Origin of the sequence: Parasphingorhabdus flavimaris, from assembly GCF_013371215.1 — a bacterium.
In the GTDB taxonomy this organism is placed as follows: Bacteria; Pseudomonadota; Alphaproteobacteria; order Sphingomonadales; family Sphingomonadaceae; genus Parasphingorhabdus; species Parasphingorhabdus flavimaris.
In genome coordinates, this window is the sequence record NZ_JABWMH010000001.1 from 108981 (window position 1) to 134152 (window position 25172).

At 59.2% G+C, this 25172-nt stretch carries 28 protein-coding genes and 1 tRNA gene; 20 read left to right on the forward strand and 9 right to left on the reverse strand.

From position 1 onward, the window contains the following. Positions 1 to 194: 194 nt before the first annotated feature. Together HUO14_RS00545 and HUO14_RS00550 are read left to right on the forward strand one after the other, a co-directional pair. Entirely contained in the window at positions 195 to 827 is a 633-nt protein-coding gene (locus HUO14_RS00545) for a glutathione S-transferase family protein (protein ID WP_176277956.1), read from the forward strand. A 5-nt stretch (positions 828 to 832) separates the two neighbouring features. Beyond that, a complete protein-coding gene (locus tag HUO14_RS00550; protein WP_176277957.1) occupies positions 833 to 1699 on the forward strand; it encodes a DMT family transporter in 867 nt (288 codons plus the stop codon). Here HUO14_RS00550 and HUO14_RS00555 read toward each other — a convergent pair. Further along, positions 1696 to 2211 (reverse strand): sterol desaturase family protein, encoded by a 516-nt coding sequence (locus HUO14_RS00555; protein ID WP_176278694.1) that lies wholly within the window; start codon positions 2209 to 2211, stop codon positions 1696 to 1698. The two genes, HUO14_RS00550 and HUO14_RS00555, sit on opposite strands and share 4 nt — an antisense overlap. Before the next feature lie 102 nt (positions 2212 to 2313). Between HUO14_RS00555 and leuC the strand changes: the two genes are divergently transcribed. From leuC to nadA, 14 genes are all read left to right on the forward strand, one after another. Continuing rightward, entirely contained in the window at positions 2314 to 3744 is a 1431-nt protein-coding gene (gene leuC, locus HUO14_RS00560; protein ID WP_176277958.1) for a 3-isopropylmalate dehydratase large subunit, read from the forward strand. A gap of 9 nt (positions 3745 to 3753) precedes the next feature. Further along, positions 3754 to 4008, forward strand: coding sequence for a hypothetical protein (locus tag HUO14_RS00565; protein ID WP_176277859.1), 255 nt, complete (start codon positions 3754 to 3756; stop codon positions 4006 to 4008). Between the two features lie 2 nt (positions 4009 to 4010). Then, a complete protein-coding gene (leuD, locus tag HUO14_RS00570; RefSeq protein WP_176277959.1) occupies positions 4011 to 4604 on the forward strand; it encodes a 3-isopropylmalate dehydratase small subunit in 594 nt (197 codons plus the stop codon). 30 nt (positions 4605 to 4634) lie between these two features. After that, complete coding sequence (locus HUO14_RS00575) at positions 4635 to 5636, forward strand: NADPH:quinone oxidoreductase family protein (protein ID WP_176277960.1); 1002 nt, start codon at positions 4635 to 4637, stop codon at positions 5634 to 5636. 70 nt (positions 5637 to 5706) lie between these two features. Then, entirely contained in the window at positions 5707 to 6033 is a 327-nt protein-coding gene (locus HUO14_RS00580) for a DUF1476 domain-containing protein (RefSeq protein WP_176278695.1), read from the forward strand. Between the two features lie 4 nt (positions 6034 to 6037). Beyond that, positions 6038 to 6271 (forward strand): BolA/IbaG family iron-sulfur metabolism protein, encoded by a 234-nt coding sequence (locus HUO14_RS00585; RefSeq protein ID WP_176277961.1) that lies wholly within the window; start codon positions 6038 to 6040, stop codon positions 6269 to 6271. A 10-nt stretch (positions 6272 to 6281) separates the two neighbouring features. After that, the gene (gene grxD, locus HUO14_RS00590; RefSeq protein WP_176277962.1) at positions 6282 to 6614 is read left to right on the forward strand and encodes a Grx4 family monothiol glutaredoxin; all 333 of its coding nucleotides are present in this window, start codon (positions 6282 to 6284) and stop codon (positions 6612 to 6614) included. Between the two features lie 425 nt (positions 6615 to 7039). Further along, positions 7040 to 7408 carry a BlaI/MecI/CopY family transcriptional regulator gene (locus tag HUO14_RS00595; protein WP_176277963.1) on the forward strand — a complete coding sequence of 123 codons (369 nt, stop codon included), beginning with the start codon at positions 7040 to 7042 and terminating at the stop codon, positions 7406 to 7408. Next, positions 7405 to 9243, forward strand: coding sequence for a M56 family metallopeptidase (locus tag HUO14_RS00600; RefSeq protein ID WP_176277964.1), 1839 nt, complete (start codon positions 7405 to 7407; stop codon positions 9241 to 9243). The genes HUO14_RS00595 and HUO14_RS00600 overlap by 4 nt, the downstream gene beginning before the upstream one ends. Before the next feature lie 100 nt (positions 9244 to 9343). Further along, positions 9344 to 10216: an MBL fold metallo-hydrolase gene (locus tag HUO14_RS00605; RefSeq protein WP_176277965.1), complete on the forward strand. Its 873-nt coding sequence runs from the start codon at positions 9344 to 9346 to the stop codon at positions 10214 to 10216. After that, positions 10213 to 10929, forward strand: coding sequence for a DUF4230 domain-containing protein (locus HUO14_RS00610; RefSeq protein WP_176277966.1), 717 nt, complete (start codon positions 10213 to 10215; stop codon positions 10927 to 10929). The genes HUO14_RS00605 and HUO14_RS00610 overlap by 4 nt, the downstream gene beginning before the upstream one ends. Further along, positions 10926 to 12017, forward strand: coding sequence for a Kelch repeat-containing protein (locus HUO14_RS00615; protein ID WP_176277967.1), 1092 nt, complete (start codon positions 10926 to 10928; stop codon positions 12015 to 12017). The genes HUO14_RS00610 and HUO14_RS00615 overlap by 4 nt, the downstream gene beginning before the upstream one ends. Positions 12018 to 12124: 107 nt before the next feature. Continuing rightward, positions 12125 to 12871, forward strand: coding sequence for an adenylate cyclase (locus HUO14_RS00620; RefSeq protein WP_176277968.1), 747 nt, complete (start codon positions 12125 to 12127; stop codon positions 12869 to 12871). A 122-nt stretch (positions 12872 to 12993) separates the two neighbouring features. Next, complete coding sequence (nadA, locus tag HUO14_RS00625; RefSeq protein WP_176277969.1) at positions 12994 to 14007, forward strand: quinolinate synthase NadA; 1014 nt, start codon at positions 12994 to 12996, stop codon at positions 14005 to 14007. A gap of 169 nt (positions 14008 to 14176) precedes the next feature. Here the strand turns inward: nadA and HUO14_RS00630 are convergent, their stop codons facing one another. Together HUO14_RS00630 and HUO14_RS00635 are read right to left on the reverse strand one after the other, a co-directional pair. Beyond that, positions 14177 to 14461 carry a helix-turn-helix domain-containing protein gene (locus tag HUO14_RS00630; protein WP_176277970.1) on the reverse strand — a complete coding sequence of 95 codons (285 nt, stop codon included), beginning with the start codon at positions 14459 to 14461 and terminating at the stop codon, positions 14177 to 14179. Next, positions 14418 to 14702, reverse strand: coding sequence for a BrnT family toxin (locus HUO14_RS00635; RefSeq protein WP_176277971.1), 285 nt, complete (start codon positions 14700 to 14702; stop codon positions 14418 to 14420). Before HUO14_RS00635 ends, HUO14_RS00630 begins: the two co-directional genes overlap by 44 nt. A 164-nt stretch (positions 14703 to 14866) precedes the next feature. Here HUO14_RS00635 and HUO14_RS00640 point away from each other — a divergent pair, with 164 nt between their 5' ends. From HUO14_RS00640 to HUO14_RS00650, 3 genes are all read left to right on the forward strand, one after another. Continuing rightward, positions 14867 to 16210, forward strand: a complete 1344-nt coding sequence (locus tag HUO14_RS00640; protein ID WP_176277972.1) for a DUF2254 domain-containing protein — start codon at positions 14867 to 14869, stop codon at positions 16208 to 16210. Further along, positions 16194 to 17054 (forward strand): carboxylating nicotinate-nucleotide diphosphorylase, encoded by an 861-nt coding sequence (nadC, locus tag HUO14_RS00645; protein ID WP_176277973.1) that lies wholly within the window; start codon positions 16194 to 16196, stop codon positions 17052 to 17054. Before HUO14_RS00640 ends, nadC begins: the two co-directional genes overlap by 17 nt. Before the next feature lie 97 nt (positions 17055 to 17151). Next, complete coding sequence (locus HUO14_RS00650) at positions 17152 to 17841, forward strand: ribonuclease T2 family protein (RefSeq protein WP_176278696.1); 690 nt, start codon at positions 17152 to 17154, stop codon at positions 17839 to 17841. 89 nt (positions 17842 to 17930) lie between these two features. Here the strand turns inward: HUO14_RS00650 and HUO14_RS00655 are convergent, their stop codons facing one another. From HUO14_RS00655 to HUO14_RS00665, 3 genes are read right to left on the reverse strand one after another with little or no spacing between them, the layout of a single operon-like run. Next, the gene (locus tag HUO14_RS00655) at positions 17931 to 18353 is read right to left on the reverse strand and encodes a DUF4112 domain-containing protein (protein ID WP_176277974.1); all 423 of its coding nucleotides are present in this window, start codon (positions 18351 to 18353) and stop codon (positions 17931 to 17933) included. Between the two features lie 31 nt (positions 18354 to 18384). Beyond that, positions 18385 to 19869 (reverse strand): ABC transporter substrate-binding protein, encoded by a 1485-nt coding sequence (locus tag HUO14_RS00660; RefSeq protein ID WP_176277975.1) that lies wholly within the window; start codon positions 19867 to 19869, stop codon positions 18385 to 18387. Next, the gene (locus HUO14_RS00665; protein ID WP_176277976.1) at positions 19869 to 21410 is read right to left on the reverse strand and encodes a peptide ABC transporter substrate-binding protein; all 1542 of its coding nucleotides are present in this window, start codon (positions 21408 to 21410) and stop codon (positions 19869 to 19871) included. Before HUO14_RS00665 ends, HUO14_RS00660 begins: the two co-directional genes overlap by 1 nt. A gap of 78 nt (positions 21411 to 21488) precedes the next feature. Here HUO14_RS00665 and HUO14_RS00670 point away from each other — a divergent pair, with 78 nt between their 5' ends. Then, a complete protein-coding gene (locus HUO14_RS00670; protein ID WP_176277977.1) occupies positions 21489 to 22670 on the forward strand; it encodes an acyl-CoA dehydrogenase family protein in 1182 nt (393 codons plus the stop codon). A gap of 62 nt (positions 22671 to 22732) precedes the next feature. On the opposite strand, the gene HUO14_RS00675 is transcribed toward HUO14_RS00670, so the two are convergent. From HUO14_RS00675 to rpsA, 3 genes are all read right to left on the reverse strand, one after another. Continuing rightward, a tRNA-Leu gene (locus tag HUO14_RS00675) sits at positions 22733 to 22819 on the reverse strand. Positions 22820 to 22915: 96 nt separating this feature from the next. After that, a complete protein-coding gene (locus HUO14_RS00680; RefSeq protein ID WP_176277978.1) occupies positions 22916 to 23197 on the reverse strand; it encodes an integration host factor subunit beta in 282 nt (93 codons plus the stop codon). A gap of 229 nt (positions 23198 to 23426) precedes the next feature. Continuing rightward, positions 23427 to 25130 (reverse strand): 30S ribosomal protein S1, encoded by a 1704-nt coding sequence (gene rpsA / locus HUO14_RS00685; RefSeq protein ID WP_176277979.1) that lies wholly within the window; start codon positions 25128 to 25130, stop codon positions 23427 to 23429. Positions 25131 to 25172 lie beyond the last annotated feature (42 nt).

Sequence of the window (25172 nt, forward strand, 5' to 3'; positions counted from 1 at the left end):
GGGTGTGTGTGCCCGTGCGCTGGCAGGGGCACTGATTGTGAAGCGTTGCTGTGCTCCGCACCTGATGCGGAGCCATGGAGGCTGAAGATACTAATTTGGTCACAGAACGCCGCATCAAGTGCGGAGCATAATGTTCGGTTGACCGCGTCCCGCCTTTGCCGCACATCAGCGCCAAAGTTTTCAAGGAGCCCCATATGATCAAGCTGCACCATCTCGGATATTCCCGCTCGTCCCGCATTATCTGGCTCTGCGAGGAAGGCGGCATCGAATATGAGATGATCAGCTATCAACGTGATCCCAAGACCCGGCGGTCGCCGCCCGAACTGGCGGACGCGCACCGGCTGGCCAAGGCGCCGACGGTCGAAGTCGATGGCCATGTCATGGTCGAATCCGGCGCGATTATCGAATATCTGGTCGAAAAGCATAGCGATGGCGCGCTCGGCGTGGCGCCGGATCATCCGGAGCGGGCGAAATATCTCGAATGGCTGCACTTTGCCGAGGGCACGATGGGGATGAGCTTCATCATCACCGGCATTGCACCGATGCTCGGCGGGCTGCCGGACGTGATGAACGGTTTTCTCAATGCCGAAGTCGAGAAGCTGATGGATCATCTGGAAGCCGAACTGGAGGGCAAGGATTTCATCGTCGCCGACAAGTTCACCGGTGCCGATATCAATCTCCACTATATGCTCGAAGGCCGTTCGGCGCTGGGCCAGCTGGAAAGCCGTCCCAATTGCAAACGCTATTTTGACGCACTGGTCGCCCGGCCCGGCTATCAGAAGACGGTGGAGCTTGGCGGGCCGGTCTTGATGACCAGGCCCAGCTGAACCCAATGGAGTCCGGGCACGGCGGCTGGCGATCGACCGGATTGCTGTTTGTCGTGCTGGCGGCCTTTGCCAGCAATTCGCTGCTCAACCGCGCCGCTCTGGTCGGCGGACAGATTGACTGGGCGAGCTTCACGATCATCCGGCTGCTGTCCGGCGCGCTGATCCTCGGTCTGTTTCTGGGTGTTCGGCACGGCAAGGCAGTCTTGCCGCGCCGGGGCGACTGCGTCGGCGCGATGTCGCTGTTCGCTTATGCGGGTGCTTTTTCCGCTGCCTATATCAGTCTCGATGCCGGGGTGGGGGCGCTGATCCTGTTTCCTGCGGGTCAGATCAGCATCCAGCTGATCGGTCTGACCCGGTCTATCATTCCGACAAGGGGCCAGCTGGCGGGTGCCGCGATCGCCCTGACTGGACTCGTCGTTCTGATCGCGCCCGGTGCGACAGCTCCTCCCCTGTGGAGCGGGTTGTTGATGGCTTTCGCCGGAATTGCCTGGGGGTTCTATACCTGGGCGGGCAAAGGCGTGGCTGATTTTCCATTGGCCACCGCAAGATATTTTGTCGGCGCCGGCCTGTTGGCGCTGTTGCTGGTTCCGTTTGCCGTCACATCCACGATTACCTGGCATGGGGTGCTGCTGGCCGTCATCTCCGGTGCTTTCACTTCGGCGCTGGGCTACGTCCTCTGGTATCACGTGCTCGCGCGCATCTCGATCGCCACAGCGGCGGTATCGCAATTATCGGTGCCGGCCATCGCAGGACTTGGTGGCGTGCTTCTGCTCGGGGAAGTCCTGACCATGCGGATGATTACCGGCGGGATGATTATTTTTGCCGGCATAGGTTTGGCGATCTGGGCATCGGCGGGACGGAAAGCAGCCTAGCCAACCGCATCCCGCACGACCGCAACCCCGGCCTCCCGCTGCACCTTCAATTCCGCTTTCAGCTTCGCCGGATCGCGGGCGAAGACGAAGCCGAAGCTGACCCCGCCTTGCTTGCCGACGGTCGCATGATGCAGCTTGTGGGCTTGCACCAGCCGCTTGGCATAGCCGCGCTTTGGCACATATTTGAAATAGCGCTGGTGCACCAGGCCATCGTGTATCAGCGTGTAGATGATGCCGTAGAATAATATGCCGAGGCCGATCCATGTGCCCGGCTCCCATGCGCTGGCACCCATGATCAGGGGGCTGCCGATGGCGAACATCGAGATGCTCATCACCGCGCCGGCGATGCCGTAAAGGTCGTTTTTCTCGAGCTTTTTGTCATGCGGTTCGTGATGGTCGCGGTGCCAGCCCCAGCCGAAACCGTGCATGATATATTTGTGGCTCGCCCAGGCAACACATTCCATCGCAATGACGGAAGCAAGGATAGTGGCCAGGATCGCAAAAATGCTCATAGGGCGAAGATAGGCGCTTTCGATTGGCATTTGAAGGCAATTCTAGCTTGCGCCAGTGATTGATCCGGCTAAACGAAACCCCATATTGATTGTCAGGAAGCTATGAAACAACCGAAGACTCTGTACGAGAAAATCTGGGATGCCCATGTTGTCGACCAGCGCGACGACGGCACGGCGCTGATCTATATCGACCGGCATCTGGTCCATGAAGTGACCAGCCCGCAGGCTTTCGAGGGGCTGCGCAACGCTGGCCGCAAGGTGCGGCGTCCGGATCTGACGCTCGCGGTACCCGATCACAATCTGCCGACAACCCCGCGTCTCGATGCGAAGGGCAACAATATCCCGATCGCCGATCCGCAGAGCGCGGCCCAGCTGGAAGCATTGGAAGCCAATGCGCCGGCTTTCGGCATCAAATATATCGGCGCCAGCGACATCAATCAGGGCATTGTCCATGTTATCGGACCGGAGCAGGGCTTTACCCTGCCGGGTACGACCCTGGTCTGTGGTGACAGCCATACGGCAGCCCACGGCGCTTTGGGTGCTCTGGCCTTCGGTATCGGCACCAGCGAAGTCGAGCATGTGCTGGCGACGCAAACGCTGCAACTCACCCGCTCCAAAGCGATGGAAATTCGTGTGGATGGCCTGCTCGGCCCCGGCATCAGCCCGAAAGACCTGATTCTCCACATCATCGGGGTGATCGGTACCGCTGGCGGCACCGGCCATGTCATCGAATATCGTGGTGAAGTGTTCGAGCAAATGTCGATCGAGGGCCGTCTGACGGTGTCCAACATGTCGATCGAAGCGGGCGCACGCGCCGGCCTGATCGCACCGGACGACAAGACTTTTGCCTATCTCGAGGGCCGTCCGATGGCCCCCAAGGGCGCGGACTGGGACGCGGCGGTGGCTTATTGGAAGACGCTGCCAACCGATGATGGCGCGGTGTTTGACAAGAGCGTGACCATCAACGCAGCTGACGTTGCCCCGACCGTGACCTGGGGCACCAGCCCGGAAGATGTCGTGCCGGTAAGCGGAACCGTACCTTCGCCGGAAAGCTTTGCCGATCCCTCCAAACAGGATGCGGCGCGCAAGTCGCTGGACTATATGGGACTGGAAGCGGGGCAGGCGTTGCACGATGTCGCGGTGGAAAACATCTTCATCGGCAGTTGCACCAACAGCCGGATCGAGGATCTGCGGGCTGCGGCTTCGATCCTGAAAGGGCGCAAGAAGGCCGACAATGTCAAATGGGCTATCGTGGTGCCTGGCTCGGGTCTGGTCAAGGCGCAGGCCGAGGCCGAAGGACTCGACCGGATATTTACCGATGCCGGGTTTGAATGGCGCGAGCCGGGCTGTTCCGCCTGTCTCGGCATGAACCCGGACAAGGTCCCCGCAGGCGAACGTTGCGCATCCACTTCCAATCGCAATTTTGTTGGACGGCAGGGGCCGGGTGCTAGAACACATTTGATGTCACCCGCAATGGCTGCTGCTGCAGCGGTGACGGGCAGGCTCACCGACGTACGTGAATTGACAAGATAAGAGGTTGAAATGAGCGACGACAACAAGAATGACAAATCGTCTGAAAAGCCGGCTCCCGCAACAGGCGGGTCCGGGAAATGGTCAACGGGTGCCAAGGTCGGCGCCGCCATCGGCTCGGCCGCGATTGCGGCCGCTCTGATGTATGCCGGACGCCATCAGATGAAAAAACATGATGACTTCAAGCCGGTCAAGGACAAGCCGCTGCCGAAATATGAGAACGAGCCGGATTATGACGACGGCGACGATTACGGCGAAGAAGAATAGAGATGAAACCCGTCACTCGCGTTGAAGGTCGCGCCATCCCCTTCGGTCAGAAAAATGTCGATACCGACGTCATCATCCCCGCCAAATGGCTGAAGACCATATCGCGGGAAGGCCTGGGCGAGGGCGCTTTCGAAGCGATCCGCGCCGAGGAAGGCAATATATTCGACGATCCCGAATATGCCGGCGCCAATATTTTGATCGCCGGCGATAATTTCGGCTGTGGTTCGAGCCGGGAGCATGCCGCCTGGGCGCTGGCCGACCTCGGTATCACGGCGGTCATCGCGCCAAGCTTCTCCGATATTTTCTCGGGCAATGCCTTCAAGAACGGACTGCTCGCGATTGCGGTGCCGCAGGCAGCCATCGACCGGTTGATGGAGGTCGCCAGGACCGATCCGATCACCATCGACATGGAAAGCATGAGCGTGACCACACCGTTTCAGGACCGCTTTACATTCGAGATGGACCCGTTCCGGCATCAGTGTCTGGTCGAGGGGCTGGATGAAATAGACCTGACAATGGCGAAATCAGATGCCATAGAGCGGCACGAGAAAAACAGCGATTCTGCAAAACCCTGGCTCACGCCGGTGGCAGCATAATATCCAATAATATTCCAGAGGGGAAATGAGATGAAGGCCTTGATGTCAACCAAAGTAGGCGGACCCGACACGCTGGAGATGCTGGACGTCGCCGATCCGGTTGCGGGCAAGGGGCAAGTCGTTATCGACGTCAAAGCCTGCTCGATCAACTATCCCGATGTCCTGATCATTCAGGATATGTACCAGTTCAAGCCACCACGGCCTTTCGCTCCGGGCGGTGAAGTGTCCGGCGTCGTTAGCGCTGTCGGCGACGGCGTTACCGATCTCAAGGTCGGTGACCGCGTCGCTTCGACAACCGGCCATGGCGGTCTGGTCGAAAAGGTCGCCGTCGACCAGAATGGCGTGTTCAAGATTCCCGACAGCGTCAGTTTTGAAGATGCGTCGGCGCTGATCCTGACTTATGGCACGTCGATCCACGCTCTCGTCGATCGCGGCCATATCAAGGAAGGCGAAACCCTGCTGGTACTCGGTGCCTCGGGCGGCGTCGGTATCGCGGCTGTCGAATTGGGCAAAGCCTTTGGCGCCCGCGTTGTTGCCGCCGTATCATCCGAAGAAAAGGCTGCCTTTGCGAAAGCCGCAGGCGCTGATGAAACCGTGGTTTACGAGCGCGCACCGTTTGACAAGGACCAGTCCAAGGCGCTGGCGGCCCAGTTCAAGGCAGCTGTCGGTCCGGGCGGAGCGGATGTCATCTATGATGCAGTCGGCGGCGACTATAGCGAACCGGCCGTCCGTTCGATCGCCTGGGAAGGCCGCTTTCTGGTGGTCGGTTTCCCGGCCGGCATTGCCAAATTGCCGCTCAATCTGACCTTGCTGAAATCCTGCGATGTCTGCGGCGTGTTCTGGGGCGCTTATGCGGCGCGCGATCCAAAGGGCAACCGGGCGCATATCGACCGGCTGTTCAAGCTCTGGAACCAGGGCCTGATCCAGCCGCGTGTGTCGGAGACATTTTCATTCGAAAACGCCGGTCAAGCCATTCAGAAGATGGCTGATCGTGGCGCTATCGGTAAACTGGTCGTCAAGATCGCTGACTGATTACCCGCGCGCACTTGCAGGAAGCCTCGGTAATGCCTATTTTTATGACCATATTGATCAAGGGAAAACCATGACAGACTTTAATGATCGTGAACGTGCGTTTGAAACGAAATTCGCGCGTGATGAAGAAATGGAATTCAGGGTTACCGCGCGGCGCAATCGTCTGCTGGGCCAGTGGGCTGCCGAAAAAATGGCGCTGACAGCGGAAGAAACCGCCGCTTATGCGAAAGAGGTCGTTGCGGCTGATTTTGAAGAAGCGGGTGATGAAGACGTCATTCGCAAGCTTCTCGGCGATCTGACTTCCGCTGGCGTCGAAATCGATGATTCGGCAATCCGTACCGCCCTGACCGAAAAAATGGTTGAAGCGCGGCGTCAGTTTATCGAAGAGGCCAGCTAGGCCGATGCCCATGGCAAGCGCAGATATCGAGGCGATGATATTGGCCGATTTCCCGGACGCGGTGGTAGAAATTACCGACCTTGCCGGTGATGGCGATCATTATGCCGCCAAGGTCACGTCTGCCTCTTTTGCGGGGATGAACCGGGTCAAACAGCATCAGGCAGTTTACGCTGCGTTAAAGGGCAAAATGGGTGGTGAATTGCACGCGCTGCAACTCACCACGGCCGTTCCCGACTAGGAGAATAATTATGAGCGACGTTAACGCAAAAATCGAAACCGTGGTCAAAAGCAACGACGTGGTGCTGTTCATGAAGGGCACGCCGCTGTTCCCGCAATGCGGTTTTTCCAGCCGCGCCATAGCCATTCTGGAACATCTCGGAGTCGCGTTCGAGTCGTTTGACGTGCTGCAGGACCCGGAAGTGCGCCAGGGCATCAAGGAATATTCCGATTGGCCGACGATTCCGCAGCTATATGTCAAAGGCGAATTTGTCGGCGGCAGCGATATCATGATGGAAATGTATGAAGCGGGCGAACTGGGCGAATTGATGGCCGAGAAAAAGGTCGCACCAGCCGAGGCCTGAGCCTCGGCGGTTTATTCCGCACAACAGACCAAGACAAAGAAAAACGGCTCGATCTAGGAGGATCGAGCCGTTTTGATTCTGGGTAGGGTTTGTAGAAACTGGAATGAGAGGGGACCGCGGAGACCAGTACGCCGTCCCCCTCATTTCTACCTCCTGAAAGGAGGGTCTGTGTGAAAAGTCAGAGACACAGGATACGTTGCATTGCGCGTGCCAGTTTCTTGAATCCACTATATTTCAATGGTTTGGATGGTTTAAGCGCTGTTAATATTCTCCGGACTGTAAGGGATTTCGACACCGGACGGCTTTTCGACAAACAATCGCCCCCAGTCCACCAACGACATCGCAAATCGATTTGACGGTTTACATTTGTAGACAATGAAACTACAGATGTAGTCACTGACGATATCCGTGGAGGGAAAAACATCATGACCGAACGCATTAGCGATGCAGAACATGCGGTCATGGAAGTTCTCTGGAAACGCGCGCCCCTGACCGCGACGGAAGTGGCGGATCAGGTGGTTCAGCAGAAAGACTGGTCGCTTCAGACGGTAAAGACATTATTGTCCCGGCTGGCGGCAAAGGCGGTGGTCGGCACCGAGCGCGACGGTCGTCGCTTTCTATATTCTCCGCTGGTGGAACGGGATGATTATCTCACCGGCGTGTCACGGAATTTCGTGGACCGACTTTTCGGGGGAAAAGTCATGCCATTGGTTGCCCATCTGGCCGAGGCCGATGAACTGAGCGCCGATGACATCCGCGAAATCGAGGAGCTTTTGAGGGAGTTGAAAAAATGAGCGGCGAATTGAACCAATGGATTTGGGATACCATGTTCTCGATGACCCTGCTGATGCTGCTGGTCCTGATGATCCGCAAACCGGTCGGCCATTTTTTTGGGGCGCGCATTGCCTATTTGCTGTGGCTGTTACCGCTCGCGCGGCTGTTCATGCCGACGCTGACTCTCGAGGCACCCGCAGAAGTCGAGCCCGCAGCCACATTCATGCCGGCAGCGATCGGATCGGATCTGGTCGCGGCAGCGCCGGCGCAGGCAACCACCTTCAGCGCACTCGCCTCGCTCGACTGGATGATGATCGCGACGATCCTGTGGCTTGGTGGCGCTGGTCTGCTGTTCATCAGCAAGCTTGCCTCCTATCTGCAATTTCGCGAAGATATCGTCGCCGACGGACGATTGATCGGTCGCCATGGCAATATCAATATCCTCGAAACCGCAGCCGTTGGCGGCCCCTTGGCTTTTGGCGTGTTCGAAAAATATATTGCGGTTCCGACCCATTTCTTCCGCGACTATGCGCCGCGCGAGCGCGAACTGGCGCTGGAGCACGAGATTGCCCATCATGAATCGGGTGATCTGGCTGCCAATTTTGTCGGGCTGACGATATTGTCCCTGCATTGGTTCAATCCGGTTGCGTGGTTTGCCTGGATTTCATTCCGGCAGGATCAGGAAACGGCTTGCGACGCGCGCGTACTGGAGCAGAGCGGTCGTGACGTCCGTGCTGTTTACGGCCGGACGATCGCCAAATCGGCCAGCGGTCACCGGCTCGGCCTTGCCAGTCCGTTGAACCAGAAGGACAAGATCAAGGGCAGACTGAAAATGCTGGGTCAAACCGAGAAGTCCACGCTGCGCCGTCGACTGGGGGCCGGTCTGGTCGCCGCCGGAACCGTCATCAGCCTGCCGCTCACCGCGACGATCACCTATGCCGAAGCGGTCGATCCGGCCGATGTCGCGGTGCCGCTTGCACCGACACCCCCTTTAGCCCCGGCTGCACCGGTAGCGCCACTTGCTCCGGAAGAGCCATCGGCACCTTCTGCTGCTGCAATCGATGATGATCCGGTCAATATCACGATGCTCAACGGACGCAAAGACGCTGACCTGTCGAACGATTATGTTCACAAGGTGAAGCATAATGGCCGGACGGTAATCCTGCGGACCGACCAGCGGCTGAGCGACAAGGAAGTTCGCAAAATGGTCGCGGAAGCCGAAAAATCGCGGCTCGCGGCGGACAAGGCGTTGCGCGAAAGCAAGACCGACCGCGAGCATATGGGATCGACCATGCGCGAGGTCGAACGGGAACTGGCTCTCGCCAGAAAAGAGATGGAACAGGGCTTGCGGGAGGCTGAGCGGGAAGTGCGTGAAGCCTTGCGCGAAGCCGAGGAAGTCCGCCGCGAAGCGCTGGAAGAAGCGCGTGAAGCGCAGCTTGAAGCTTTGGAAGAGGCCCGCGAAGCCCGGCAGGAAGCATGGGAAGCCAAACAGGAAGCACGTCAGGGAAGCCAGACAACAGCGCGCGTGTCGTCGATATCCTATAGCAGCCGCAACGCCGTATCCCGCACCACCAGCAACAAGATCAAGGGCCCCGATTGCGTGGCGATGAATCGCCAGATCGCGATGGGCGGCGAAAATGGTCTGGCCGGACAGGCCTGGGCCGTGGTTGCAGGTTGTGGCGGATTTGAAGTCAAGATCGACCAGGCCGCTGTGCTCAAACAGGCGTTGGTCGGCTTGGAGAAGGGTCGCGCCGAGGCGGTAAAATGCAAGTCTGACAAGGTCGAGCGCGCCAGGAAGATCAAGGATTTCGACCGCAGCATCGCCAAAGTGAAGGCACAGCTGTCGATGACCTGAAGTCTCTGGATCACTTCCCGAGGGGGCATAGGGGCGGTCCGTTTTGCGGGCCGCCCTTTTTCATGGTTGTTTTATGGGCTGGATATGCCACATCAATCCCATGGACTTTGACCCTTCGAAATATCCCACCGGTCTGTGCGAACAGATGGAGCCGCTTGTCGCCCGCGTGCTGGCCGGCAATCCCAGCCCCTATACTTATACCGGAACCCAGACCTATATCGTCGGCAACCGGAGCGACCGCGCGATCATCGATCCGGGCCCGGCGATTGACGAGCATATCGACGCGATCATCGCGGCCGTTGGCGACGCCAAAATCACGGCGATTATGTGCACCCACACCCATCGCGACCACAGTCCCGCCGCCGCGCCGCTGGCTGCGCGCACCGGCGCGCCGATCATCGGCTGCGCGCCGCTGGTGCTGGCAGATGACGGACCGCGCGCGGACGAGAGTTTCGACAAGGACTATAGGCCCGACCAGGTGCTGGCCGACGGCCAAACGGTAGCGGGCGACGGCTGGACCATCGAAGCGGTGGCAACTCCCGGCCACACGTCCAATCATCTTTGTCTGGCGGTGCAGGAATCCGGCGCGATGTTTACCGGCGACCATGTCATGGCCTGGTCGACCAGCGTCATTGTCCCGCCCGACGGCGATATGGCCGACTATATGGCGAGCCTGCAGAAGCTCTACGAGCGCGAGGACAAGGTCTATTATCCTGCCCATGGCAAGAAGGTGACCAATCCGCAGCAGCTGGTGCGCGGAATGATGGGGCATCGCAAGCAACGTGAACGGCAGATATTGAAGCTGCTGGAACAGGGCTCCGCGGCGATCGTCGATATGGTGCCGCAAATGTACAAGGGCCTCGATCCGCGTCTGAACGGCGCCGCCGGGCAATCGGTGCGCGCGCATCTGATCGACCTGCAAAATCGGGGGCGGGTGACGTTATCGGATGATGTCTGGGCGATGGCTGAATGAATATACAGCCCTCTCGGCGCCTGTGGGTTCCGGTAGTGATTGTCAGCGGGATATTGATCCTGCTTGGAACGCTCGCATGGCTGCTGTTCTCCCGCGTCGAAAGCAGCATCAGCCCCGATCCGGTGTCGATTGCCAATGCCAGCCTGACCAATTTGCAGGAACAGAACCGGCTGACGATATTTTCGGCCAGCTACAACGCCACGGTGACCACGACATTGAGCAAGCTCGGGCTGTCGGCGCGCAAGACCCTGATCATGCCCGGCACGGTGCGTTATGAAATCGATCTCGCCAAGCTCGGCGCGGACGATGTCCGCTGGGATGCGCGCGACAATATATTCTATGTCCAGATGCCCGCGATCGAGATCGCCCGGCCCGAGGTCCATATCGAACAGATCCAGACTTATGATGATGGCGGCATATTGATCGCCCTGACCGATGCCGAAAAGGTCCTCGATCAGGCCAATCGCAAGAAGGGCGTCGCGGAACTTGCCAGGCAGGCCCGGAATCCGCTGCAGATGCGGCTGGCGCGGGAATCTGCGCGCCGCGCGGTGCGCCACAATTTCGCTCTGCCGCTGCAGGCCGCCGGCGTCGAGGCGAAGATTGATGCCTTTTTCCCTTATGAGCGTAGCCGTTATGAAGACCGGTGGGATTATTCGCGACCGATCAGGGATGTTCTGGCAGAGCAGCAGAAAACAGGAGGAGAGGCTCAATGACTTTTGGAGCAATTAATGCGAGCGTCCGCTTTGGTGTGGTAATCGCTCTTGGTTTCTCGCTGGCGGCCTGCGAGCAGAGCGCGACGCCGGAGCCGGTTTCCGAAACTCTCGGCTTTGCCCTGCCGGAACCGATCAGCAACAATGCGGTGGCGGTCGCCGACGGTCCCGATGGCCCGACCCTTTACAGTTTCAACGGCCTGAAAGCGGGCAAGACATGGACCGATACCAGCAACGCGGCCTTTGCCTGCGTGATCGCGACCGAAGCGTGCAAGGCGATCGCGCCGGTGCCGGTCCCGCAAGGAAGACTGGCCAGTGCGGCGGTCAATGTTGCGGGGAAAATCTATATTTTTGGCGGTTATACTGTAGCTGCCAACGGCGACGAAGTGTCGACACCGGAGGTTTTCGCCTTTGATCCGGCAACCGGTTCCTACGCCCAGCAAGCGGACATGCCGACTCCGGTCGATGATATGGTTGTCGTGCCGTACCAGAACCGGTTCATCTATCTGGTCTCCGGCTGGCATGACGAGGGCAATGTCAGCGTCGTGCAATTGTTTGACACCCAGACCGGGGCCTGGACCGAGGCTACCCCGTTCCCGGGCACGCCGGTGTTCGGCCACGCTGGGGGGATCGCTGGCGACAGCATGATCATCAGCGACGGCGTCGCGTCGGTCTTCGCCGACGGCAAACGCAAATTCGTGGCGGCGAAGCTGAGCTGGCGCGGCGATATTGATCCGAAAAACCCGACCCAGATTGCCTGGCGCAGCGTTAACAGCCACGCCGGCAGCGCCCGCTACCGGATGGCCGCAATCGGCGACAATGCCGGCAAACGGATCATATTTGCAGGTGGCGGCGACAATCCGTATAATTATGACGGCATCGGCTATGACGGCGTGCCCGCAAAACCGTCCGGCGGCTTTTTTGCCTATGATCTCAAAACCGACCGGTGGCAGGAACTGGGCCGGCTGGCCGAACCGAGCATGGATCATCGCGCGCTCGGAAAAGTCGGTCAGGAATATTATATCGTCGGCGGCATGGATGCGGAGCAGAATGTGACCGACCGGATCACGAGGTTTCGCGCCGGTCCCTGAACCGCCGGCCGCCGCGATGGACATTTATAGGTGATCGGCGCTATGTTCTCGATCGATCCCGATGGGGTCAGGGTCGCTTCAAGGGAGTTTTCTCAGGAGCTGCGAACATGGGGGTTACAGATAATATAGGCAGACCGGCATCAAGCCCGGGAACGGGATTTGCGCAGGATCAGCAGTTTTTTGTCCGGTTTTCGATCGTCATGGCGGCGGTCATTGTCTTCGGCTTTGCCCAATTCAGCGCGCGGGGCATGGTGGATTTGCCTGCTGTGCCCATCTGGGTGCATCTGCACGGCCTGCTGATGCTGGCCTGGCTGGGCCTGCTGGTCACGCAGAATCTTTTGATCCAGCGCGGCAATATCGGCCTGCACCGCAAGATTGGCTGGCTGGGTGGCATACTGGCGCTGACGATATGCGCGACCGGACTTTACACCGGCTATATGGCGGTTCGGCTACAGCGCTTTCCACCTTTTTTCGACAATAGCTATTTTCTGGCCCTGAGCTTTGTCGAACTGTTGGTTTTTGCCGCCATGGTGGTCTGGGCGATCATGCTGCGGCGGCAAACCCAGTGGCATCGCCGGATCATGATCGGGGCCACCATAATTGCGCTGGAACCGGCCTTTGGCCGATTGCTGCCGATGCCGCTTCTCGGGGGCTGGGGCGAGTGGATCATATTGATTATCCAGCTGGCGTTCGTGGCCGTGCTGGCGCGGCATGACCGGAAAATCTCGGGGGCGATCCATCCGGCAACGCTGGCATGCGGTGTGATCGTAACCGCCGTGCATGTGGTGATCACCGGCCTGTCCCTGTTTTCGCCGTTTCAGCAGTTCGCCGACTCGATCGCCGCGTCCGGCTAGGGGCCGGTGGCCGTTTCTTTGCGAATATTTACGGCAATTAACGCGGAGACGGGCGTTCGGCACAAGACAAATGGCGTTTCGCTTCCTATATGAACCAGGCACGCATGACAGAGGAATGAAAAATGGACGCACGTGGTGGAATTGGCGGCAGCCTGGCCGGGGTCGACATTGTCGAGGAAATCAACAAGCTGCGCAAGGAACGCAACGCGATCATCCTTGCCCATTATTACCAGAAGCCGGAAATCCAGGATATTGCTGACTTCGTCGGTGACAGTCTCGAACTGTCGCGCAAGGCAGCGGAAACCGATGCCGACGTGATTGCCTTCTGCGGCGTCAAATTCATGGCCGAAACCGCGAAAATCCTTTCGCCGGAGAAGATTGTCGTGCTGCCGGACATGGACGCCGGCTGTTCGCTTGAGGACAGCTGCCCGCCGGACAAGTTCAAGGCGTTCCGCGACGAGCATCCAGACCATATCGCGCTGACCTATATCAACTGCTCGGCCGAGGTGAAGGCGCTCAGCGACATCATCGTCACCAGTTCATCGGCGGAACATATTCTCTCGCAGATTCCGCTCGACCAGAAGATCATCTTTGGCCCGGACAAGCATCTCGGCGGCTATATCGCCAAGAAAACCGGTCGCGACATGCTGCTCTGGCCCGGCGTCTGCATTGTGCACGAAGCGTTCAGCGAGACCGAGTTGCTGAAACTGCAGGCCCAGCATCCCGGCGCACCGGTTGCCGCGCATCCCGAATGTCCGGCTTATATTCTGGATCATGCGGATATGGTCGGCTCGACCAGCGCGATCCTGAAATATGCCAAGGAATTTGAAGGCGACACGATCATCATCGCCACCGAACCGCATATCATCCACCAGATGGAAAAAGCGGTGCCGGAAAAGAATTTCATCGGCGCGCCCGGCGCGGACGGCAACTGCAATTGTAATATCTGCCCCTATATGGCGCTGAACACGATGGAGAAGCTATACGTGGCGCTCCGCGATCTCGAGCCACGCATCGAAATGGACGAGGAACTGCGCTTGCAGGCCCGCAAGTCGATCGACAAGATGATGGAAATGGCCAGCGCGACGGTCGGGCAGGGGGATTTGGGGCCGACTGATCTGGCGCATGAGGGGTAGTTTTTCCTTCTCCCGTGAGGGAGAAGGATACGAAGCCTTGTCCGCAGGATTAGGCGCAGTTGGATGAGGGTGTTCTGCACTCTGAAGCGAAGTACGCCCTCACCCAGCTCCGACTAGGCAGCAAGCTGCCAAGTCTGCGCAACCCTCTCCCGCACGGGAGAGGGACAAATCACCCCGCCATCACCCGCCTCACCACGTCGGGTTCGGCGCGGATTACCTTGAGATAGGCGCGGACCGCGGGCGGGGGCATGTGACGGCCAATTTCATATTGGCGGATATTGGCGAGCGGGATGCCGTAGATCTTGGCAAATTCATCCTGCGTCAGGCCGAGATCATAACGCAGTACCCGAATGAAGCGGCCCATATTGGCGCGTTCAAGCGCGGCCACGCTGACATCCCGGTCTTCTGGATCATTCGGATCTGCCGGTATCGCGATGGTAGTTTCTTTGTTCACTGCTGTTACTCCTCCGGACCGAGATGAACCTGATGATTTCACCGCGCCAGGTGTGGATCGCCGTGAAGAGTTTGCCATCGACTTCTCCGATCAGTTTGAAGCGTTGCTCCTCATCTTCAAGCCGAATTGTTTCGGTTATCGTGTAGAAAGGATCATCGAAAATCCGTTGTCCAAAAGACAGCGGCAATCGATGCTTCACCCGGTTGATCGCATCCTTGTCCGGATCAAATTCAAAGTCCACATCTTCTTATAAGTGAAACACATAGTTACCACAATTGTTGATCGCTCGCAAGCCATGACAGTTTCGGCCAATCCTGCTGCTCGTCCGAAGGTAACGAGTTGCCTCCTTCGCTCGCGCAATCATTCCCGCTTCCCCCTCCACGCGTTATCGGTTAGCGTCCCCGGATGATTGCCCGTATCCGTTCCGCTCTGCTGTCCATCAATGCCAGCTACTGGTTCTATCCGGCGTTGTTCTCGGCGATCGCCTTTTTCCTGTCCTTTTTCACCATCTATCTGGATCGCAACGGGGCGGCGGACTGGTTCACTACCTATGAATGGCTGCATGTCAGCCGTCCCAACGGCGCTCGCACGACCTTGACCGTGATTGCCGGTTCGATGATCGGGGTCGCCTCGACCGTCTTTTCGATCACCATCGCCGCCGTCGCCTATGCCAGCGGCAATTACGGACCGCGCCTTTTGACAAATTTCATGGAGGACAAGGGCAACCAGCTGTCCCTCGCGACCTTTATCGGGACTTTTGTCTATGCGTTGATGATTATCCGTGTTGTGCGCGACGAAGATGAACGGGCCGCGTCTGCCATCGATGCTTCGGCTTCGGTCCTGCCTGGGTTCACTCCGCAATTGTCGCTGCTGGTGGCCATGGTGCTGGCGATATTTGCGGTCGCGGTGCTGGTCTATTTCCTCCACCATATACCCGCGAGTATCCGGATCAACACGGTATTGAAAGACATCGGCAAGCGGCTGATCCGCGACATAAAAGACCGCTATCCGAGCGAGATCGAAGAGCGCGAGCCGCGGGAACAGGCGCAGGGCGAGCCGATCATCGCGACCGGCAAAGGCTATATCGACATCATCGATTTCGACACGCTGGATGAGGTGGCCCGCGAACATGAAGCGACGATCGCAATCAAGGTCCGGACCGGGGATTTCATCCACCCCAATGTCACCATCGTTGAACTGTCCGGTATTGAAGCGGATGACAAAATTTCCGCCAAAATCGCCGACTGTTTCAGCGTCAGCGGCATGCGGACGGCGACCCAGGATCTGGAATATCTGATCGATGAACTGGTCGAGATCGCGCTGCGGGCGCTATCGCCGGGGATCAACGACCCGTTCACCGCGATCACCGCGATGCACTGGATGGGCGCTGCGCTGGCCGAACTGGGCAGCCGCGACCTTGATCGCGGACCGGAGCAGGAAGACTATGACTGGGATCGGGTGCAGCCGCTGAGCGACGATTTCAGCCATTATGTCGAGCGCAGCTTCGGCGCGATGCGGTCCGGTGTTGCGACCAACCGGATGGCGGCGATCAAATTCATCCACGCTCTGTTTGCCGCCTCGACATCCTGCCGGTCGGAGCGTCGTTTGCGCCTGATCAGCGAAGAAGCCGAGACGATGGTGAGGCAGGCGCGTTATCATCTGGTCGGTCCTTCGATGGAAGAACTGGAAGCCAGTCTGGTCGAATTCAACAAAGTAATGGATAATAGTAGCAATGCCCTTCTCGCTTGAAAACTTCGATCTGGATGCCTTTGTCGCGGCGACGCTGACCGAGGATCTGGGCGCGCCTTATGGACAGGGTGGCCGCGACGTGACCTCCGAAGCCGTCATTCCCGCCGATGCGATATTTTCCGGCGTGATGGACAGCCGTCATGATGCGGTGATTGCTGGGCTGCCGATTGCGAGAGCATTTTTCCGTTATCTTGACCCGGATGTCGAGATTGAACTGCTGGTTGCAGAAGGGCAGGCGGTCGCAGCGGGCAGTGATATCATGCGGCTGAAGGGCAAGGGCCGGGCGATGCTGACGGCGGAGCGCAGCGCGCTCAACACGGTGCAGCATCTCACCGGTATCGCGACCATGACCAATGAATATGTCCGGCGGATTGCCGGGACGGGCTGCACCTTGCTCGATACGCGCAAGACGATACCGGGGCTGCGGGTGCTGGAGAAATATGCAACGCGGATGGGCGGGGCGCAGAACCACCGCATGGGCCTGTGGGATGCGGCGATGATCAAGGATAATCATGTTGCGGTCGCTGGTTCGGTCGGCGAGGCCGTGCGGCGCGCCAAGGATGCAGGCGTCGAGAATATCATCTGCGAAGTCGACCGGGTCGACCAGATTGAACCGGCACTGGCGGCGGGAGCGACCCATTTGCTGCTCGACAATATGGAGCCGGCAACGCTGCGCGGCGCAGTGACGCTGATCGGCGGACGGGTAAAGACCGAGGCGAGCGGAGGGGTGACGCTGGAGTCGATCCGCGACAAGGCGGAGACCGGGGTGGACTATATTTCGGTGGGGCGTTTGACGCAGAGCGCACCGGCGGCAGATATAGGGCTGGATTTTGAACAGGTTTAGGAAATGTCATCCCAGCGAAGGCTGGGATCCAGGGCAATCGTCCGAAGTACGCGAACTTCGTGCTGGGCCCCAGCCTTCGCTGGGGCGACGAGTGGCTATGTTCCTATTGCTTGCATTAGCGGCAACACCCGCCCAGGCCCAATCCTACCAATGCCGTCCGCCATCCGGGCTCAGTGCCCCCGCCGAGCGCAAGCCTGCTTCCGAACCGCGCCGTACTACGCCCGTCACCAGCTATACGCTGGCGCTCAGCTGGTCGCCGGAATATTGCCGCACCCGCAAGGACAGCCGCCGCGACAAGACGCAGTGCAGCGGTGACGATGGCAGTTTCGGCTTCATTCTTCACGGCCTGTGGCCCGACACGCGCGGGCCCGCCTATCCGCAATATTGCGCGCCGACCCGGGCGCTGCCGCCAGCGGTGGTGAACCGCAATTTCTGCATGATGCCGTCGACCAGGATGATGGCGCATGAATGGGCAAAGCACGGGACCTGCATGACCAGGCGACCGGAGACCTATTTCCGGGTATCGCGGATCATGTTCGACGCCGTGCGCTTTCCGGATATGGACCGGCTGTCGCGCAAGCCGCTGACGGCGGGGCAGTTCCGCAACGCTTTTGCGGCGGCGAACGAAGGGCTGCAGCCCGATATGCTGCGGCTCAAGATCAACCGGCGCGGCTGGTTGCAGGAAGTGAAGCTCTGTCTTGGCAAGAGTTTCCGGCCACAACGCTGTCCTGCCTATATGCGGGCGGCGAAAAACGATATGCCGGTCAAAATCTGGCGCGGGGGGTAATTTATTGTGCTCCGGGCGAAGACCCGGAGCTCTGCCGGCAACAAAAGGGCGTGCGGCCGGGGCTCCGTATCAGGTGCGGAGCACAAGGCTCATCCCTCGATCGTCCGAGTCCCCGGATGATGCTTGTCGAGATGCTTGCGGATGATCTTCAGATTCTTGCTGTTCGAGCGCCAGAAAAAGTCGAACACATCACCGGCAAACGGAATCGCGCCGAGCGCGGTATCGATCCCGACATTCGCTGCCATGCGGGTCAGTTGCATCTTCGACATGCCGAGATTGCGGGCTTCCCAGACGATATAGGCGCCCATCAGCGCGGTAACGATATCACCGACCACCGGAACCAGTCCGACGATTGAATCGACGCCGATCGGCCGGTTGATGCCGGGGATCACGAACGCCCGTTCGAGCACCTTTTCCATTGCCTCGACGCGGTTGCGCACCGCCTGCGGATCGCGGCTGACGTCGGGCAATTGTTCGGCGAGACGTTTCAACTGTTCTTCGGAAATGGCCATCTGATCTCTCTGTTGTGCGCAAGCAATACAGTCAGGATATAGGAATGCCGACCAGCGGGTTCAATGGATGCCAGCCGCGCGGGTTGACGGCAAAGCCGCGCTGGCCCTGGCGGGCGATCGACCAGCGGATGGGAACCGCGATCGGAATGAAATTATAATGGTCGACCAGCATATTCTCGACCTCGGCATAGAGTCGCGCCTTGATTTCCAGATTGGTGGCGGCCTCGGCTTCGGTGATCTGGGTGTCGGCATCGTTCAGGCAGACGGGGGTTGCCATGCAGGTCAGCTGCTTCAAAAACCATTGCGGGCTGTCATAGGGGGCAATCTCGTCCAGTAGCTGGACGTCGGCGGCCTGGTTCAATTCGACTTTTCGGGCATTCAGTCCGACCCGTCTCAGATCCGACTGGATGCGCTTGAACAATATGTCGGCACCCGCCGCGTCGGGCAGGGCGATGGCCAGCGGAGCGACCGGTCCTTCCGACGCCTTCCACCGGCTGACATGATTCCTCGCGTAGGCCATCCGGTCCTGCATGGTCATGCTGGCCCAGTCGGGATAGGTATTGATCCCATCGACATCCAGCGCTTCGGGGATGATCTTGAGCCGGCTTTGCCAGGCGCTGACGCCGGGAAAGGATGTCAGCAGTGCTGGTCGATTGATCGTCATTGCCAGTATTTCGCGATTCTCGGGAACCGCCCAGAAACCCTCGGCGCGGATGAACCGCAGCCCGAACAGGCCGGCGACGGGATCAAGCCTGATGTCTCCGCTGCTGATGCCCGCTGCGCCGATCAGCGGGAGATGATGATATTTGCCGTTCAGAACCACTTGCACGGCACCGGCCCGATAGCGGGCAATAGCGATCGCGGCCGGTTCGCTGCGCAGGGACACCCAGCGGTCATCCTCTTCTTCCGCGTCTTGTTCTTCCTCCGAGGGTTCGTCAAAGCGGCTGAGCTTGATGACATCCTCTTCGCTGAGCAGGCGCATCGGCCCGGCGCCATGGCCAGCCCGGAACAGGCCCATTTCCGGCTGGGCGAGCAATTGGAGAAAATTGGGGTGGGGTGAATCCAGCCTGATTTCGATGACCCTTCCGGTCATCGACAAGACTTCTTCAACCTCCGAAACATCATATTGCAACCGGCTGTTGCGCAGTTCCGAAAAGCGCTCGCGCAGCAGGCGGGCGACCCGTTCGGCGGTAATTTCCCGGCCATCGTCCCATTTCGCGTCGAACAGTCGAAATATATAGCTTAGCCCGTCGTCGGACACGATCCACCGGGCGGCGAGCGCCGGGACGACCCGGCCTTGCTCGTCCAGCCCGACAAGCCCCTTGGCGATCGCCGCGCGCATGGTCGAAGACACAAAGTTGAGCCGGGTCCCGACCGGGTTGATTCGGGCAGATCCGTCTTCGATCACCGTGACTCTTACCTGATCTTCATCCCCGGCAAAACCGCAGGAGCCCAGCAGCGTGACCGCCAGCGTTGCCGGGAGAATTTTGAACCATGATGTCGAACGGAAATTCATCACGGTCTTATAAGCAGAGTGCGGCTGGGATGCACATTGGAAATATTATCTTCCCATCCCGCTATGCGCTCGGCAACGAGGCTGCGGGTGACGTAGAAATAGAGTGGCAGGATGGGCATGTCGGCGATCAGCAATGCCTCTGCGCGACGCATCAATATCTGGCGTCTGGCCGGGTCGGGCTCGGCAATCGCCTGTGCCAGCAGCGCGTCATAGGCCGGGTTGTCATAGCCGGAATAATTGCCGGCGCCGTTGGTTTGCTGATGCACCAGCAGGAAATTTTCCGGAGTCGGCAGGTCGGCAATCCAGCCCGAGCGGGACAAAGCGAATTCATGCCTGCGCAGCGCGGCAAAATGCAGCGCTGCTTCGCTGTTGAACAGGCTGGCCTCGACGCCGAGCGGCTGCCACATCGCCGCCATCGCGACCGCAACCCGGCGGTGCTCGGCGGAACTGTTGAACCGGATTTCGAAGCGCAAGGGGTTGTTCGGGTTATAACCTGCTTCAGCCAGCAACGCGCGCGCGGCGCTCAGACGCTTTTTCCGTGACCAGTCCGCCCACTCGGGCTTTGCAGATACCGGACCGGCCAGTCCCGGCGGCAGCAGCCCCCAGGCCGGGATATTGCCGATGCCGATCACCTTGTCGGCGATCCATTCGCGTTCGACCGCCATCGACAAGGCGATACGGACCTTGCGGTCATCAAAGGGCGGGCTGCGGGTGTTGAAGGCAAAATAATAGCTGCCGAGATAGGGCACGCTATGGGCAGCGGCAGGATGATTGTCCTCGAGCCACTGATGGCGGCTGGCCGGATAGTCGGCGGCGATGTCGGCGCCACCGGAGAGGAACAGGCGCATGGCGGACAGGCTGTCGTCCATCGGTTTCCAGATGATCGTCTTGGTGGGAGCCGGTTCGTCATGCCACTCGGGATTGCGCTCGAGCCGGGCATGATCGTTCAGTTTCCACCCCGCCAGACGATAGGGGCCGCTGGTGACCATCGGCCGGTCCGACGTCCATTGATCACTCGCCGCCCCGATCCGGTGGAGCGGAAGCGCCGCCATCGCCGGATGGGTCAGCAACGCCGGCAGGGACGGATCGGGAGAGGCGAGAGTGACAACGACATTTTGCTCGCCGGCTGCCTCCACGGACTGGATGTTGCCGAACAGCGCTGCGGATGCGGCAGCGGTTTCCGGCGCGCGCAAGCGCTGCAGCAGGGTCGGAAACAGGGTTGCGTCAAAAGCGGCGCCGTCGGAAAAGCGCAGATTCTCGCGCAGCGCAAAAGTCCACGTCAGGCCATCCGCCGAGACCTGCCAGTCCCGCGCCAGACCCGGCTCTGCCTCTCCCCTGGCATCAAGGCGGGTCAGGCCCTCGAACTGGTCGGCGGCAAAGCGGAGCGATGACAGGTCGGAGACTTTCTGCGGGTCGAGTCCCTTGATCTCCGAATCGGACAGGCGGACGATCCGGTCTGGGCCGGGCGCGGTATCGATGGCCGGCTCGCGGTTACAGGAAACCAGCAACAGCATCGTACAGAGAATGGCGAAATAGCGCATTGCCTCTGTCTAGATGCTTTTGCCGGCTCGACAAAGCGGAACTCATGTGCTGCTAGTGTCGGCAAGGAGAATTTGTGCATGAGCGGCCTACAATATGATATTTCCAGCCTCGGTGAGGTTGGCCCCAAAATCCTGGCGCTGTTGCCCGAGATCGCAGCGCGTGCGGAAGAAACCGAACAGGCGCGCCGGTTGCCCGCCGATCTGGCGGCAAAGCTGGCCGAAGCTGGTGCATTCAATCTTTCCAAGCCGGCATCGCTCGGCGGGCTCGAGCTGGAGCCGCTCGACTTTCTGAAAATTGTCGCGACGGTTGCCGAGGCGGACGCCAGCGCGGGCTGGTGCGTGATGATCGCGGTGACCTCGACCTTGGGTGCGGCCTATATGCCCGAACCGGCTGCGCGCGAGATTTTCGGCGCGGACGATGTCGTGACCGGCGGTGTGTTCGCTCCGATGGGCAAGGCTGAGGACAAGGGAGATCACTATCTGCTCAGCGGTCAGTGGCAATGGGGCTCCGGCTCGGCCAATTGTTCCTGGCTTGGCGGTGGCGCGATGATCTTCAAGGATGGCGAGTTGCAGAAATTCGACAATGGCGCGCCTTATCACCGGATGCTGTTCTTCCCGGCTCAGCAGGCATCTCTCATCGACAGCTGGCATGTGGCCGGCCTGAAGGGTACCGGTTCGGGCGATTTCTCGGTCGAAGGGATAAAAGTTCCCAAGGACCGCAGCGTATCCTTCGTCGGTGACCGGCCGAGCGATCCGGGGGCGTTGTACAAGTTCCCGCTCTTCGGCCTGCTCGCGCTCGGCGTGTCGGCGGTTGCGCTCGGCAACGCCCGGGCTGCGCTGGAGGAGATCAGGACAATTGCTATCAACAAGAAAACCCCCGGCGGCGGACGATCGATGGCCCAGCGGGCGACCATACAGGTCGACCTGGCGCGAGCGACTGCCCATCTCGGCGGTGCATTCGCCTTTCTGGAGAATGCGATCGGCGAATGTTGGTCGGAAGCCCAGGGCGACGGTGAAATATCTCCGAAAGGCCGTGCCAATCTGCGCCTTGCCTGCGCTCATGCCACCGAGATTTCTGCCGATATCTGCAAGACTGCCTATACATTGGGCGGCGGCAGTGCGGTCTATTCAACCAGCAGCCTGCAACGCCGTTTCCGCGATGCCCATGTCGCGACCCAGCATATCGCCACGGCTCCGGCGGTGTTCGAACTGGCAGGGCGGATATTACTGGATCAACCGGGCGATATGGCGATGCTCTGAAGGCCGGCCGGAAGCCGGAATCTGCCCCGTTTCGCGGGGAAGATCATCTGATCGGCTAAAACTGGTGCGGACGGCGGGACTCGAACCCGCACACCCATTTCGGATAGCAGATTTTAAGTCTGCTGCGTCTACCATTTCGCCACGTCCGCACCGGTAGGTCCAGCCTCGGCTGGAACCTAGCGACAAGCATTATTGCGGGCGCGTGGTCAAGTGGATTGGCAAATTATATTCAGAAAATGTCGAGATCAGTCCTTGTTCAAACGCTCGCGGATTTCCTTGCCGGGTTTGAAATAGGGCACTCTTTTGGCGGGAACCTCTACCGATTCCCCGGTGCGCGGATTGCGACCGATGCGCGGTTTGCGTTGGCGAGTCGAGAAGGCGCCAAAACCGCGCAGTTCGACGCGACCGCCCTCGGCCAGTTTCTGGCTGATCTGGTTGAAAAACAGGTCGACGATTTTTTCAATCTCGTCCGGCTTCAATTCCGGATTTTCTTCAGCGAGCTTTTCTAACAATTCAGAACGTATCATCGGTGCGCCTTTCCGATTCTGGTGAGATCAAGCGAATCCACGTTGGAAAGACACTTGGAATCTTAAAGTTGGATATAATCCAGACTCCATAGATGCCAGAAATCATGTCTATTTTCAATGGCCTTGGCTGGTGTGTGTAGATTCGTAGTGAAACGGGACACGGGAATGAAAAAAGCCCACCCCGATAAAGAGGTGGGCTTTTTCTAAACATAGTCGTGTGGTGGAAGGACTATTCTTCCTTTTTCTTCAGAGCGGCACCGAGGATGTCGCCGAGGCTCGCGCCGGAATCGGTCGAACCGAATTGTTCCACAGCCTGCTTCTCTTCCGCCAGCTGATGCGCCTTGATCGAGAAGTTCGGTTTCTTCGAACGGTCGAAGCCGGTGATCATCGCGTCGAGCTTCTGGCCAACCTGGAAACGGTCCGGACGCTGTTCGTCGCGGTCGCGGCCCAGATCGTTGCGCTTGATGAAGCCGGTCGCACCGTCGTCGCCCATCTGGACTTCGAGGCCACCGTCGCGCACTTCGAGAACGGTAACGGTTGCAACCGAACCCTTCTTGAGACCGCCGGTATCGGCACCACCCATGGCAGGCGCACCTTTTTCAAGCTGCTTCATGCCGAGCGAGATACGTTCCTTGTCGACGTCGATGTCGAGAACGATCGCTTTGACCTGCTCACCCTTGTGATGGAGGTTGAGCGCGTCTTCGCCGGAAATGCCCCAAGCGATGTCCGACATGTGAACCATGCCGTCGACGTCGCCTTCAAGGCCGATGAACAGACCGAATTCGGTCGCGTTCTTGACTTCGCCTTCAACGGTGCTGCCCACTGGGTGCGTATCCGCAAAGTCGGTCCAGGGATTGGACTGGGCCTGTTTGAGGCCAAGCGAGATGCGACGCTTTTCGGTATCGACTTCGAGAACGATGACTTCGACTTCCTGCGAGGTCGAAACGATCTTGCCCGGGTGGACGTTCTTCTTGGTCCAGCTCATTTCGGAAACGTGGACAAGGCCTTCGATGCCTGGCTCCAGTTCGACGAACGCACCATATTCGGTGATGTTCGTAACCGAACCGGTAAGCTTCGTGCCGACCGCATATTTCTCGGTAGCGCTATCCCATGGATCGCTCTCGAGCTGTTTCATGCCAAGCGAGATACGCTGCGTGTCCTTGTTGATCTTGATGATCTGGACCTTCAGCGTGTCGCCGATGTTGATCATCTCGTTCGGGTGGTTGACCCGCTTATAGGAAAGATCGGTAACATGGAGCAGGCCGTCGATGCCGCCGAGGTCAACGAACGCACCATAATCGGTGATATTCTTGACGACGCCTTCGGTAACCTGACCTTCAGCCAGCGACTCGATGAGACCGGAACGCTGTTCGGCGCGGGTTTCTTCGAGAATGGCGCGACGCGAAACAACGATATTGCCGCGCTTGCGATCCATCTTGAGGATCTGGAAAGGCTGGGTGATGTCCATCAGAGGGGTCACGTCGCGCACGGGGCGGACGTCGACCTGGCTGCCGGGCAGGAAGGCTACGGCGCCGTCGAGGTCGACCGTGAAGCCGCCTTTGACGCGACCGAAGATAACGCCTTCAACGCGATTGCCTTCGTCATATTCTTTTTCAAGCTTGTCCCAGCTTGCTTCGCGGCGGGCGCGATCGCGGGACAGCATGGCTTCGCCGTTTACATTTTCGATACGGTCGACATAGACTTCGACTTCGTCGCCAATGGAAATATCGGCTTTTTGACCGGGAGCGGCGAATTCGCGCAGCGCTACACGGCCTTCTGATTTCAATCCTACATCGATGACAGCCATGTCGTTTTCGATGCCGGTTACGGTGCCTTTGACGACGCGGCCTTCAAAGCCCTGATCTTCGCCACCGAGTGAGTCGTTTAACATTGCCGCGAAATCGTCGCGGGTTGGAAATGCCGTTGAGGCCATATGGTTTATTCCTTGATAGTCAATTTTTCTGGCCAGGCGGTT